The sequence below is a fragment of the Rhizobium sp. P43 genome (assembly GCF_056730705.1).
In genome coordinates, this window is record NZ_CM161539.1 from 3,445,664 (window position 1) to 3,459,246 (window position 13,583).

12 protein-coding genes and 1 pseudogene are annotated in these 13,583 nt (G+C 63.0%); 10 read left to right on the top strand and 3 right to left on the bottom strand.

Annotated features, from left to right (window positions below; all coding sequences use genetic code 11):
* Positions 1-3: 3 nt before the first annotated feature.
* Positions 4-327, top strand: coding sequence for a YbaB/EbfC family nucleoid-associated protein (locus AC1PUL_RS17280; RefSeq protein ID WP_480465324.1), 324 nt, complete (start codon positions 4-6; stop codon positions 325-327).
* A gap of 22 nt (positions 328-349) precedes the next feature.
* Here the strand turns inward: AC1PUL_RS17280 and AC1PUL_RS17285 are convergent, their stop codons facing one another.
* Positions 350-1,240: an alpha/beta hydrolase family protein gene (locus AC1PUL_RS17285; RefSeq protein WP_480465325.1), complete on the bottom strand. Its 891-nt coding sequence runs from the start codon at positions 1,238-1,240 to the stop codon at positions 350-352.
* A gap of 82 nt (positions 1,241-1,322) precedes the next feature.
* Positions 1,323-1,943 (bottom strand): MOSC domain-containing protein, encoded by a 621-nt coding sequence (locus AC1PUL_RS17290; protein WP_480465326.1) that lies wholly within the window; start codon positions 1,941-1,943, stop codon positions 1,323-1,325.
* 55 nt (positions 1,944-1,998) lie between these two features.
* Here AC1PUL_RS17290 and recR point away from each other — a divergent pair, with 55 nt between their 5' ends.
* Both recR and AC1PUL_RS17300 read left to right on the top strand, forming a co-directional pair.
* Positions 1,999-2,604, top strand: coding sequence for a recombination mediator RecR (gene recR, locus AC1PUL_RS17295; RefSeq protein WP_480465327.1), 606 nt, complete (start codon positions 1,999-2,001; stop codon positions 2,602-2,604).
* A 23-nt stretch (positions 2,605-2,627) separates the two neighbouring features.
* On the top strand, positions 2,628-3,890 hold the full coding sequence (locus tag AC1PUL_RS17300) for a lytic murein transglycosylase (protein WP_480465328.1): 1,263 nt from the start codon (positions 2,628-2,630) through the stop codon (positions 3,888-3,890).
* Positions 3,891-3,899: 9 nt separating this feature from the next.
* On the opposite strand, the gene AC1PUL_RS17305 is transcribed toward AC1PUL_RS17300, so the two are convergent.
* Positions 3,900-5,534 (bottom strand): MFS transporter, encoded by a 1,635-nt coding sequence (locus AC1PUL_RS17305; RefSeq protein ID WP_480465330.1) that lies wholly within the window; start codon positions 5,532-5,534, stop codon positions 3,900-3,902.
* A 242-nt stretch (positions 5,535-5,776) separates the two neighbouring features.
* Between AC1PUL_RS17305 and rimP the strand changes: the two genes are divergently transcribed.
* The 7 genes and pseudogenes from rimP (at position 5,777) to rpsO (ending at position 13,417) form a co-directional block, all read left to right on the top strand.
* Positions 5,777-6,373, top strand: coding sequence for a ribosome maturation factor RimP (gene rimP / locus AC1PUL_RS17310; protein WP_480468618.1), 597 nt, complete (start codon positions 5,777-5,779; stop codon positions 6,371-6,373).
* Between the two features lie 57 nt (positions 6,374-6,430).
* Positions 6,431-8,038 carry a transcription termination factor NusA gene (gene nusA / locus AC1PUL_RS17315; RefSeq protein ID WP_480465331.1) on the top strand — a complete coding sequence of 536 codons (1,608 nt, stop codon included), beginning with the start codon at positions 6,431-6,433 and terminating at the stop codon, positions 8,036-8,038.
* Positions 8,038-8,722: pseudogene (locus tag AC1PUL_RS17320) on the top strand (RNA-binding protein). The gene nusA and the pseudogene AC1PUL_RS17320 overlap by 1 nt, the downstream one beginning before the upstream one ends.
* Before the next feature lie 101 nt (positions 8,723-8,823).
* Positions 8,824-11,493, top strand: coding sequence for a translation initiation factor IF-2 (infB, locus tag AC1PUL_RS17325; RefSeq protein ID WP_480465332.1), 2,670 nt, complete (start codon positions 8,824-8,826; stop codon positions 11,491-11,493).
* A 156-nt stretch (positions 11,494-11,649) separates the two neighbouring features.
* On the top strand, positions 11,650-12,054 hold the full coding sequence (gene rbfA, locus AC1PUL_RS17330; RefSeq protein ID WP_480465333.1) for a 30S ribosome-binding factor RbfA: 405 nt from the start codon (positions 11,650-11,652) through the stop codon (positions 12,052-12,054).
* 12 nt (positions 12,055-12,066) lie between these two features.
* Complete coding sequence (gene truB / locus AC1PUL_RS17335; RefSeq protein WP_480465334.1) at positions 12,067-12,996, top strand: tRNA pseudouridine(55) synthase TruB; 930 nt, start codon at positions 12,067-12,069, stop codon at positions 12,994-12,996.
* Positions 12,997-13,147: 151 nt separating this feature from the next.
* Positions 13,148-13,417: a 30S ribosomal protein S15 gene (gene rpsO, locus AC1PUL_RS17340; RefSeq protein WP_185807864.1), complete on the top strand. Its 270-nt coding sequence runs from the start codon at positions 13,148-13,150 to the stop codon at positions 13,415-13,417.
* The last annotated feature ends 166 nt before the right edge of the window (positions 13,418-13,583 follow it).

Here is a 13,583-nt window from a genome sequence, read left to right on the forward strand (position 1 = left end):
GTAATGCGCGACATCATGGGCATGATGGGCAAGGTCAAGGAAATGCAGTCGAAGATGGAGAAGATGCAGGCGGAAATCGCCTCGCTCGAAATCGAGGGCAAGTCCGGCGGCGGCCTGGTGACCGTGGTGCTGACCGGCAAGGGCGAGATGCGCAGCATCAAGATCGACCCCTCGCTGTTCAAGGAAGACGATGTCGAGATCCTCGAAGACCTGATCGTTGCTGCCCACAAGGACGCCAAGGACAAGGGCGAAGCCCAGGCGCAGGAAAAGATGGCGGCACTGACCGCCGGCATCCCGCTGCCGCCGGGCATGAAGTTCCCGTTCTGATCAGGAGGGCTGATCGGTTCTGTCAGCGATAGACCCGATCTCCCCAGGGGTTTTTCCCCTCGTGCAGGAAGACCAGGCTCTGGTGCCAGAACCCGTCCTGGTGGCGAGCGTGGAAAAGATCGAAGTGGCCGACCCGGTCGAAGCCAAGGTCTTCCGGCGTTAGCAGCACCTTGGTCACCGATGCGCGACGGTAGTATCGCATGGCACGATCAATCGCCTTCGGCGGTGCAATTTCATCATCCGACATGGTGACGGCGAGGATGGGGCCGGTTGCGGTGGCGAAACGATCACGCATGACCTCGGCGGCCTCACGCGTCAGGCCCTGCTCCGCCCTGCCCTGCTGCAGCCCCCAGCCATAGGCGACCCCCTTCGGCAGATCCTCCAGCCAACCGAGACGCCTGCCGGGAAAGTGCCCGAGCGCGAAGGTGATTGCGGGCATCGCGACATGCCATTTCAGGAACAGCGGCAAGCGGCGGTTCAGCCTGTAGTCCCCCCAATAGCCGTACTGGCCACCGACCGAAAGCATGGCCGAGACGCGCCCGACTGCCGGCGAATAGCCGGGCAGGAAACCGCCGATGCTGTGGCCGACGACGAGCACAAGTCCCGTCTCGTCTTCCTGCAAGGCATGGCGCAGGGCCGTGTCGAAATCCCGCTCGCCCCATTGCCGCCAGGTGAAGGTCGAGCCATGCAAGCTTTCGGGGCGGGAGAGGCCTATGCCGCGATAGTCATAGGTGAGGACAGAAAAGCCATTCTCCGCGAGATAGGCCGCGTAACGGTGGTAGTAGCGGGCTTGAACGCCGGTTGCCGGATTGATGATCACAGTTCCGAAAGGCCCTCGGTCGGCTGACCGCCACCAATGACCGGTGAGCAGCACGCCATCGGCTGCGGTCAGCTCTGTTCTCCTCGGGTCCATCACTCCTCCACTCCGGGCGGCATGATGACGAGAAGCATGGGACGGGTAAAGCCGAGCGAGCCTGAGACCTTTGGCGAGGGCCTTACATCTCGCCGGCGTGGATCGCGTCCTTGACCTTGTAATGGACCGGAGCCGCCATGTAGCGGGCGCGATCGGTTTCGCTGAGCTTGCGACCGAAGGTCGCCATCATCTCGCGCATCGTCACGCGGTCGCCGTTCCAGGGCGTGAATTCGACGGATTGACCGGCTTCGACCATGCCACCCTGGAGCACGCGGGTATAGGCACCCGGGCGGGCAGCGCGGGTGTAGCGCTTGACGATGGTCGGATCGCCCATCTTGGCGGCGAAGGTGGCGCAGGGCATGCGAGCGGAGGTGACTTCCAAGAGCACCTCACCGATGGCCAGCCTGTCGCCTGCCGCCAGCATGGCGCTTTCCAGACCCTCGATCACGAGGTTTTCGCCGAATGTGCCATAGGGCAGATCGCGGTCGAGTTCGGCCTGCCACCAGTCGAGATCGATGGAGCCCTCGATATAGACGGCCTGATCGACGCCTCCGTGGTGCTTGCGGTTGAGGATCGCGTCGCCAACGAGGCCCTCGGCGTCGACCATGATCGGACCCTGGATGGCGAGCTTGTTGATGCCGGTCTTGTATTTCTTACCCGGCAGGATCTCGGGTCGACCCAGGCAGACAGCGAGGATTTTCATTTCACGCACCCTTCGGCGATTCCGTTCTTTGGCTATATGGGCTAGAAACACGGCCATGGCAAAACGAGTCACCGGCCCCGAAATCGAGAAACTCATCCAGCTTCTGGCGAAGGTGCCGGGACTTGGCCCACGCTCGGCGCGGCGCGCGGCGCTGCATCTGATCAAGAAGAAGGACCAGCTTCTGGGACCCTTGGGCCACGCCATGGGCGAGGCCTATGACAAGGTGAAGATCTGCTCCTGCTGCGGCAATGTCGACACGATCGATCCCTGCACCGTCTGCACCGATGTAGCTCGCGACCAGTCCGTCATCATCGTCGTCGAGGATGTCTCCGACCTCTGGGCTCTGGAACGCGCGGGCGCGATGAACGCTGCCTATCACGTGCTCGGCGGCACGCTGTCGCCGCTCGACGGGATCGGGCCCGATGATCTCAACATCAAGGGGCTGATCGACCGGGTGGCAAAAGGCGGGATCCGCGAGATCATCATCGCTGTTAATGCGACCGTCGAGGGGCAAACCACAGCACACTATATAACCGACCACCTGACAGGGCTCGACGTGAAGATCACAAGGCTCGCGCATGGCGTGCCTGTCGGTGGCGAACTCGATTATCTCGACGAGGGCACATTGTCGGCGGCGCTGCGCGCCCGGACGGCAATCTGACGGTTTTGCGGGAGGAAAGATCGATGGCACGACTTCGAAAGCCGCTGCGCTGGCTGCTGACCACCGTTTCACTGGTCGCCGCCGCAGGTTTCGCCACGCACGCTTCCGCGGTTTCCCGCAGTGCCGTCGAAGCGCAGTTCCGGCAATGGATTGCAGGTGATCTCTGGCGGGCGGCTCAAGAAGGCGGGATCAGCAAGGAGGCCTTCGATCGGACCTTGCAGAACGTCAAGCTGGAATGGGACCTGCCCGATCTCGTGCCGCCGGGCACGGAGCCGCCGAAGGAGCGGACGCAGAGCCAGGCGGAATTCAGCTCGCCGGCCTCCTATTTCAACGAGAAACGGATGCAGGGCCTGGCCGCGACCGGACGAACGCTTGCAAGCCAGCATGCGTCGACGCTGCGTAAGGTGGAAGCGACCTATGGGGTTCCAGGATCGATCATTGTCGCCATCTGGGGGCGCGAGTCCGGCTATGGAAGGGCGAAGCTGCCGCATTCGGCGATCGATGTGCTGGCAACAAAGGCCTTCATGTCGACGCGCAAGCCGATGTTCCAGCAGGAGCTGATCTCGGCACTGCACATCGTCGAAAGCGGCGACGTGAGTGCCGACAGGTTGATGGGCTCCTGGGCCGGGGCGCTGGGGCAGCCGCAATTCATGCCCGGAAGCTATCTGAAATATGCCGTCGACTTCGACGGCGACGGCAAGCGCGACATCTGGAATTCTGTGCCGGATACGTTGGCATCCATAGCCAACTATCTGGTGAAGAGCGGCTGGCAGAAAGGCCGCGACTGGGGCTACGAGATCAGCATCCCCGACGGTGTTTCCTGTGCGCAGGAGGGGCCCGACAGAGCCAAGGCGGTCTCGGCCTGGGCGAGCAGCGGGCTGACGAGGATTTCGGGTCAGGCCCTTCCCTCATCAGAAGCGTCGCAGCCGGCGATGATGCTGGTGCCGGCCGGGACCTATGGCCCTGAATTCCTCGTCACGCCGAATTTCTATGTGATCAAGGAATACAACAATTCCGATCTCTATGCGCTGTTCATCGGCAATTTGGCCGACCGGATCGCGAGTGGCGGTGGCGCGTTCAGGGCGCCCTGGGGCGATGTCGGCAAGATGCTGCGCTCGGATGTGCTTGCGATGCAGCAGGCGCTGGTGCGCCAAGGCTACGATGTAGGCAGGGTCGATGGTCTGCCCGGCTTCAAGACGCGGCGGTCGCTCGGTGAATGGCAGGCGAAGAACGGGATGAAACCCACCTGCTATCCGAGTGCGGATCTGAAGGCCAAGCTGCGCTGACCCTCAGGCTCAATGATGATCGATATGCGGCTGATGGAAGACGTCATCAGCCGGCGGGATCGCCTGACGCTCGATCATCCGGTGGACCTTGGGCGGCCGGCCGCCGCGATGCAGTTCCAGTAGGCGATCGGTGATCTCGGCATCGGCTTTGGTGCGTCGCTGGTTGTGGCGGACGTAATCCACCCAGGTCGGGACGTGATAGGTTTCCGTCCAGATATCGGGGTTTTCCAGGTCGCGCATCAGCGCCCAGTTTCGCGCCCCGTCGCGCAGACGGATACGGCGGCGCTCGACCATCACGCCTAAGAATTCCGGTACGTCCTCGTCCCTGATTTCAAAATCGACATGGATGACGATCGGGCCGCTACGCGGGCGGATATCGAGCTTCAGGGAAGGCTCGTTGAAGCGGTTGAGCGGATCGAGGTCGAGGGTGGCGAAGGCCGGCATCGGCAGGAAGAAGCCGATGAACACACCAACCATCATCAGGAGGCTCGAGGCGACCAGCGCGTGACCGGAGCCGTAGCTTTCGGCCACACTGCCCCAGAGCCAGCTGCCGGTTGCCATGCCGCCGAAGGTGGCGGTCTGGTAGAGCGAGAGTGCCCGGCCGACGACCCAACGCGGGGTGGAGAGCTGGACGACGGTGTTGAACAGTGAGAGCGCCAGAACCCAGCAGGTGCCAGCGACCATCAGGGCAAGCGCCGTGATCCAGACTGAAGTGCTGATCCCCGTGACGCCGGCGGCCACGGCAAAACCTGCGAAGGCAGCGCGGACGATATCCTCGCTCGACAGGAGTTCGCGGGCGCGCTGGTTGGAAAATGCGCCGAAGATGGCGCCGAGGCCGAAGGCGCCGAGCAGGCCGCCAAAGGTGAGCGGACCGCCGGACAGCTGGTCGCGGGCGACGATCGGCAGCAACGAGAGGATCGCGGTTGCGGTGAGGCCGAAGACGAAGCCGCGGAAGAGAACCTTGCCGAGATTGGGCGACATCGCGACGTAGCGCAGGCCGGCGGCGATCGCCGAGCACAGATGCTCGCGCGGGAGCGGGCTCTTCGGAATGTCCGGGCGCCAGCGGAAAAGCGCGTAGATGATTGCGATATAAGAGAGCGTGTTGGCCGCGAAGGCAGCAGCGGCTCCCGCTGCAGCGACAATGGCACCACCGATCGCCGGGCCGACGCTGCGGGTGATGTTGAAGCCCATGCTGTTGAGTGACACGGCTGCAGGCAGATCACTGCGCGGCACGATATCGCCGACCGAGGCCTGCCAGGACGGATTGTTGAGCGCGGTACCGCAGCCGATGAGAAAGGTGAAGGCGAGTAGCGCCCAGGGGGTGATAAGATCGAGCAAGGCAAAGAGTGTCAGAAGCGCCGAGACTACGATCATGAAAAGCTGGGCGGCGATCATGACCTTGCGGCGGTCGAAGCTGTCGGCAATGGCACCGGCGATCAGCGAAAGGAGCATGATCGGGCCGGTGTTCGACGCCTGGACCAGCGCTACCATGTTTTCAGAGGTGGAGATCGACGCCATCATCCAGGCGGCACCGACGCCCTGGATCAGACCACCGAGATTGGACGAGATGCTGGCGAGCCAGATCCGGCGATAGGCTTCGTTGCGGAGCGGCAGAAGCGGAGAACGGCGTTCGTTTGCGGACATGTCTACACTTTTCTGGCCATGGCGACCTCGCGGGAACGACCACGGTGGGTCAGACCTTGCCCTGCGCAACGCATGAATGGCAAGTTTGTTTTCAACCCTTCCCGAAAAGCTTGCAAAAGCCGGGGCAGTCGCGTATATGACCTTCAAATTCTTGATCGACAGATGAAGGGTGGGCCCGGAAGGACCCGCTCTTTTTTATTGGCGATCGCAGCCAATCGGGAGTAAAACGATTGTCCGAAGACATGCCGAAGCCGGAACCCGGCGAAGCACGGATCATCACCGAGACGGGCCTTGACCGTCGTATCGCAGACATTATCGAGCCCGTGCTCGTCGCGATGGATTTCAAGCTGGTTCGCGTGCGCATGATGAACCAGAACGGAATGACGCTGCAGATCATGGCAGAACGCACCGACGGCACCATGACCGTCGAAGATTGCGAAGCCGTATCGATGGCGATTTCGCCTGTGCTCGACGTCGAAGATCCCGTCGACAAGGCCTATCATCTGGAAGTGTCGTCGCCGGGTATCGACCGCCCGATGGTCCGCAAGTCGGATTTCAGCCGCTGGCAGGGCCATATCGTGAAGTGCGAGACCTCGATCCTGGTCGAGAACCGCAAGCGCTTCCGCGGCAAGATCACCGACGTGAACCAGGACGGTTTCACCCTGGAGCGCGACCAGGTGGCCTATGGCGAGGAGCCGAAGGTGGTCATCCCCTTCAACACGCTCGCCGAAGCCAAGCTCATTCTGACGGACGATCTGATCCGTGACGCGCTGCGTGCCGACAAGCTCGCCAAGGCGCAGGCCGCGAACCAGAACGACGAAGACGACAGCGAAGAATAACGTTTTGACCTATAGCCCGAGGCCGATGCCCGGGCGTGAAGACGGAGACCTAAGACAATGGCAGTCAGTGCTAACAGGCTCGAGCTCTTGCAGATCGCAGATGCCGTCGCCCGTGAAAAGGTGATCGACCGCGAAATCGTGCTCGCCGCCATGGCCGACGCGATCCAGAAGGCTGCCCGTTCGCGTTACGGCACCGAGACGAACATCCGCGCCGACATCAACTCGAAGACCGGCGAGATCCGCCTGCAGCGTCTGCTCGAAGTCGTCGAGAAGGTCGAGGACTATTCGACCCAGATCGCGCTGGAACTCGCCCGCGACCGCAATGTCGACGCCAAGATCGGCGACTATATCGCCGATCCGCTGCCGCCGATGGATTTCGGTCGTATCGCTGCCCAGTCGGCCAAGCAGGTCATCGTGCAGAAGGTGCGCGAAGCCGAGCGAGATCGCCAGTTTGACGAGTTCAAGGACCGCGTCGGCGAGATCGTCAACGGTACCGTCAAGCGCGTCGAATACGGCAATGTCATTGTCGACCTCGGCCGTGGCGAAGGCATCATCCGTCGCGACGAAATGATCCCGCGCGAAGCCTATCGCTATGGCGACCGCGTGCGCGCCTATGTCTATGACGTGCGCCGCGAACAGCGTGGCCCGCAGATCTTCCTGTCGCGTACCCATCCGCAGTTCATGGTGAAGCTCTTCACCATGGAAGTGCCTGAGATCTACGACGGCATAATCCAGATCAAGTCGGTTGCCCGTGATCCGGGTTCGCGCGCCAAGATCGCTGTCATCTCGAACGATAGCTCGATCGATCCGGTCGGCGCCTGCGTCGGTATGCGCGGTTCGCGTGTTCAGGCCGTCGTCGGCGAGCTTCAGGGCGAGAAGATTGACATCATCCCGTGGAGCCAGGATCCGGCCTCCTTCATCGTCAACGCCCTGCAGCCGGCGGAAGTCGCCAAGGTCGTTCTCGACGAAGATGCGGAGCGCATCGAAGTCGTGGTTCCGGACGAGCAGCTGTCGCTGGCGATCGGTCGTCGCGGTCAGAACGTCCGTCTGGCGTCGCAGCTGACCGGCTGGGACATCGACATCATGACGGAAGCCGAGGAGTCCGAGCGCCGCCAGAAGGAATTCAACGAGCGCACCAACCTCTTCATGAACGCGCTCGACGTCGACGAAATGGTCGGCCAGGTGCTGGCGTCGGAAGGCTTCGCCCAGGTCGAGGAAGTGGCTTACGTCGATCTCGACGAAATCGCCTCGATCGACGGCTTCGACGAAGACACGGCTCAGGAAATCCAGACGCGCGCCCGCGAATATCTGGAAAAGATCGAAGCCGAGATGGATGCCAAGCGCCGCGAACTCAGCGTGTCGGATGAGCTGCGCCAGATCGATGGCCTGACGTCGGCCATGCTGGTCGCTCTCGGCGAAGACGGCATCAAGACGATCGAGGACTTTGCCGGCTGCGCCGCTGACGATCTCGTCGGCTGGAGCGAGCGCAAGGATGGCGAGACGAAGAAGTTCGAGGGCCTGTTCTCGAAGTTCGACGTTTCGCGCGCCGAGGCAGAAGCCATGGTCGTCCAGGCTCGTCTGGCCGCTGGCTGGATCACCGAGGAAGACCTTGCAGCTCAGGCTGAAGGTGAACTCGAAGGCGAAGAAGCCGAGCAGGAAGCGTGATGAGCGCGCAGACGCCCGACGCGACAGAGGCCGAAGACGACTTCGACCTCTCCGACGTGAACGGACGGATGTGCATCGTCACCCGCGAAAGCGGATCGCCGGAGACGCTCCTGCGGTTCGTAGCGGCCCCGGACGGGACCATCGTTCCCGATCTGAAGCGGACGCTTCCGGGCCGGGGCTGCTGGGTCAGCCCCAGCCGCGAGGCTGTCGACAAGGCGGTGGCGAAGAAGCTCTTCGCCCGCGCCCTGAAACGGGATGTGAAGGCGGATCCGGAAGCTCGGATCTGTCGTCGACCGTCTCCTGGTCGCGCAGCTGATCGGCATGATGAACATGGCCCGCAAGGCCGGCCAGTTCATCAGCGGTGCGGCGAAGGTCGAGGCGGCCGTGCGCAGCGGCGAGGCCATCGCGGTATTCCATTCGCTGGATGCCGCGGCGGATGGCGTGAGAAAGATCGACCAGGCCCGAAAGGCCTGGCACCTCGGAACGGGGGCGGATGCGGAAGTGCCCGCATTCCACCTGCTCACCGGGGCGGAATTGGACGAACAGATGGGCCAGAATGCGTTTATCCATGCTTGCGTGCTTGCAGGGCAGGCAGGTGAGGGTGTAGTGAAGCGCGCAACTCTGCTCGAAACCTATCGCGGCCACGCGCCGCAGGGATCGGGCGCTGGCCCGAAATCACAATGACGCGGTCACCGGCACAGGTCGGCCTCCGTGGTTTAGGACAGTATGTGAACGGCGAGGCCTGATGCTCGGCATCCGGCCCCGCTCGAAGGAACGGGAACGGAATGACCGACAACAAAGACGACAAGACAATCGGCGTGAAAAAGACTCTCACCCTGAAGCCCTCGGGGATGAGCCAGGGTACCGTGCGCCAGGACATGGGGCGCGGCCGTACGAAGTCGGTCGTCGTGGAGACGGTCAAGCGCCGCACCACCCGCCCGCTAGACGAAAAGCCGATCACCCCTATCGTGGCTCCTGCAGCGCGCGCTCCGGAAGCCCCTGCCCCGCAGGCACAGCGCCCGGCACCGGCGCAGCCTCAGGCACAGGCCCCGCGCGCCCAGCAGCCCGCCCCTCAGCAGCAGCGTCCGCAACAGCAGCCGCAGCGCCAGCCGGAACGCCCACGGGGTGCCGTCCTGCACGACCTGTCGGCCAGCGAAATGGACGCACGTCGCCGCGCTCTGATCGAGGCCCAGGCCCGCGAGGTCGAGGAAGCCAAGCAGCGCGCCATCGAAGAAGAGCGTCGCAAGGCAGAAGCTGCAGAAGCTGCCCGCCTTGCCGCAGAAGAGGCGGCTCGCCGGGCACTGGAACCGAAGGTGGAAGTGGAGGCCGAACCCGAGCCTGCACCCGCACCGGCTCCCGTTGCCGCAGCACCCGTCGTACCGGTTCGTCCGGCCGCTCCCGCTGCCCCGGCTGCACCGGCAGCACCGGGCTTTGTTCGCGGTCGCAAGACCGATGACGATGACGATGATCGCGGCCCCGCACGCAGCATTCCGGGTCGCGGCAAGGTCGCAGCTCCGGCTCCGGCCAAGGTCCCTGCCCGTCCGAAGGCCGAGGAAGACCGCCGTCGCGGCAAGCTGACCGTGACCAGCGCCAACGTGGACGACGACGGCAATGCCCGTGGCCGTTCGCTCGCCTCCATGCGTCGCCGCCAGGAGAAATTCCGCCGCAGCCAGATGCAGGAGACCCGCGAAAAGGTCATGCGCGAAGTCATTCTGCCGGAAACCATCACCATTCAGGAACTGTCGCAGCGCATGTCCGAACGCGCCGTCGACGTGATCAAGTACCTGATGAAGGAAGGCCAGATGATGAAGCCGGGCGACGTCATCGACGCCGACCTCGCCGAACTCATCGCCACCGAATTCGGCCATACCGTCAAGCGCGTTTCGGAATCGGACGTCGAAACCGGTATCTTCAACGTGGCTGACGACGAAGGCGAGCTTCTGCCGCGTCCGCCTGTCGTCACGATCATGGGTCACGTCGATCACGGCAAGACCTCGCTGCTCGACGCCATCCGTCATGCCAACGTGGTTGCCGGTGAAGCCGGTGGCATCACGCAGCATATCGGTGCCTATCAGGTCGAACAGAACGGTCAGAAGATCACCTTCATCGACACCCCCGGCCACGCCGCGTTTACCGCAATGCGTGCCCGTGGTGCCCAGGCAACCGACATCGCGATCCTCGTGGTCGCGGCCGACGACAGCGTGATGCCGCAGACGATCGAGTCGATCAACCACGCCAAGGCGGCCGGCGTGCCGATCATCGTGGCGATCAACAAGGTCGACAAGCCGACAGCCGATCCGCAGAAGGTTCGCACACAGCTCCTGCAGCACGAAGTCTTCGTCGAATCCATGGGCGGTGAAGTTCTTGACGTCGAAGTCTCGGCAAAGAACAAGACCAACCTCGACAAGCTCTTGGAAGCGATCCTGCTGCAGGCCGAAATTCTCGACCTCAAGGCCAATCCGAACCGGACGGCCGAAGGTACGGTCATCGAAGCCGAGCTCGACCGTGGCCGTGGCGCGGTTGCGACCGTGCTGATCCAGAAGGGTACGCTGCGTCCGGGCCAGATTATCGTGGCCGGCGACCAGTGGGGCCGTGTGCGCGCTCTGGTCAACGACAAGGGCGAGCACGTCAAGGAAGCGGGTCCTGCCATGCCGGTCGAGGTTCTCGGCCTGTCGGGCACGCCGGCTGCCGGTGACAAGTTCGCCGTGGTCGAAAACGAAGCCCGTGCGCGCGAAATCTCCGAGTACCGCCAGCGTCTGGCCCGCGACAAGGCGGCTGCCCGCCAGTCCGGTTCGCGCGGCTCTCTCGAGCAGATGATGAACCAGCTGCAGACCTCCGGCATGAAGGAGTTCCCGCTGGTCATCAAGGGCGACGTGCAGGGCTCGATCGAAGCCATTGCCGGCGCGCTGGACAAGCTCGGCACCGACGAAGTGCGTGCCCGCATCGTTCACTCCGCCGTTGGTGGCGTGACCGAGTCGGACATTTCGCTCGCCGAAGCGTCGAACGCTGCCATCATCGGCTTCAACGTCCGTGCAAACGCCCAGGCCCGTTCGCTGGCCGAACGCGAAGGCATCGAGATCCGCTACTACAACATCATCTACGATCTGGTGGATGACGTGAAGGCAGCGATGTCGGGTCTTCTGTCGCCGGAACGTCGCGAGACCTTCCTCGGCAATGCCCAGATCCTCGAGGTGTTTAACATCACGAAGGTCGGCAAGGTCGCAGGCTGCCGTGTCGTCGAAGGCAAGGTCGAACGTGGTGCGGGTGTCCGCCTCGTGCGCGACAACGTCGTCATCCACGAAGGCAAGCTCAAGACGCTCAAGCGCTTCAAGGACGAAGTGTCCGAAGTGCCGGTCGGTCAGGAATGCGGTATGGCTTTCGAGAACTACGAAGACATCCGCGCCGGCGACACGATCGAGTGCTTCCGCGTCGAACACGTTACCCGTACGCTCTGATACCAGGCGTTTCGAACCCAAGATCTCTTCGGGCGCCGGGTCTTCCGGCGCTCGCTGTTTATGGAGATCGTGATCTTCGGCCTGGCGCCGGATGAACCAAATTTCACGGCATGACGGAAAGACCTCGGGTCGGCGCATGCGAAAGGCAACTGAACCATGACCAAACCAACCTCATCGGCACCCTCGCAGCGCATGCTGCGCGTCGGCGAGCAGGTGCGCGCCGCCATTACCCAGGTCTTGCAGCGCGGCGAAGTCCGCGACGATCTGATCGAGAAGACGGTGATCTCCATCTCCGAAGTCCGGATGTCGCCGGACCTGAAGATGGCAACCGCCTATGTCACGCCGCTGGGCGTGAAGGACCACGATACGGTGATTGCCGCGCTCAACAGGCATGCCAAATTCATCCGCGGCCGACTCGGCAATCAGCTCCGCCAGCTGAAATACATGCCGGAAGTGCGCTTCCGCGACGATACGAGCTTCGACAACTACCAGAAGATCGATGCGCTCCTGCGTTCGCCGGAGGTCCAACGCGACCTCGGGCCAGACAACGAAGAAGACTGAGAAACAAGACAGATGTCCAAACCCCGCAAGCCCAAGGGCCGTCCGATTTCGGGCTGGCTCATCCTCGACAAGCCGGTTGATTTCGGCTCGACCGAGGCTGTCGGCAAGATCAAGTGGCTGTTTAACGCCCAGAAGGCCGGCCATGCCGGCACGCTCGATCCGCTCGCATCCGGCATGTTGCCGATTGCACTTGGCGACGCGACGAAGACCGTCCCTTACGTCATGGACGGGCGCAAGATCTACGAATTCACCGTGACCTGGGGCGAAGAGCGCTCGACGGATGATCTTGAGGGCGAGGTGACCCAGAGCTCGGACAAGCGTCCGGATGAGGCCGATATCAAGGCTCTGCTGCCCAACTATACCGGCACGATCAGCCAGATCCCCCCGCAGTTTTCGGCGATCAAGATCTCCGGCGAACGCGCCTATGACCTCGCTCGCGACGGCGAGACGGTCGAAATCCCTTCACGCGAAGTCGAAGTGCATCGCCTGACGCTCTTGAACTGCGAGGCCGACAAGGCGCATTTCGAGGTCGAATGCGGCAAGGGCACCTATGTGCGCTCGCTGGCGCGCGACTTCGGTCGTGATCTCGGCTGCTATGGCCATATCTCCTCGCTGCGGCGCACCTTTGTGGCGCCATTTGCAGAGGATATGATGGTGCCGCTTTCGGAGCTCGTGGCGCTCGAGGCCATCGAAGATCGCGACGAACGGCTTGCGGCACTCGACGCGTTCCTCGTCGATACGGCCGAGGCGCTCTCTGCCCTGCCGCAGCTTCGCATCACCGACGATCAGGCGCATCGCCTGCGGATGGGCAACCCGATTATTCTGCGTGGACGCGATGCGCCTGTTGCAGAACCAGAGGCTGTGGCGCTTGCCGGCGGGAAGCTGATCGCCATCGGCGAGATCGCCGGCGGCGAATTCCACCCGCGGCGCGTGTTCGCCTGAACCCATACCGCCGCCTGCTCTTTCCTTTCGTCAGCGAATGGAGTATAGGCGGCGGCAGCTGGCCCTTCGGGTGCCCGCATTCACGGCCAATGCTGGACGACATCCCGGCCTTTGGCGTCTTTTGTTTCCCGTTATCCAGAAAGGATTTCCGATGTCGATCACTGCAGAGCGCAAGGCTGCCCTCATCAAGGAATACGCGACCACCGAAGGCGACACCGGTTCTCCGGAAGTCCAGGTTGCGATCCTGACCGAGCGGATCAACAACCTGACCGAACACTTCAAGGGTCACAAGAAGGACAACCACTCGCGTCGTGGCCTTCTGACCATGGTATCGAGCCGCCGTTCGCTTCTTGACTATCTCAAGAAGAAGGACGAAGGCCGCTACACGACCCTGATCGGCCGCCTCGGCATCCGCCGCTAACGACTTCCCGGCGGACCTTCCTCACGACGGTCCGCCGGTTGCCTTTCCGGGTCAGGCAAACGACCCGCGACCGGTTCCGCGCGAAGACCGCCCGGAACGAACGACAGGCCGGATGGGCCGGATCTGTCGACGACAACCGATGACCTGTCATGGGGCAGGATTGTTG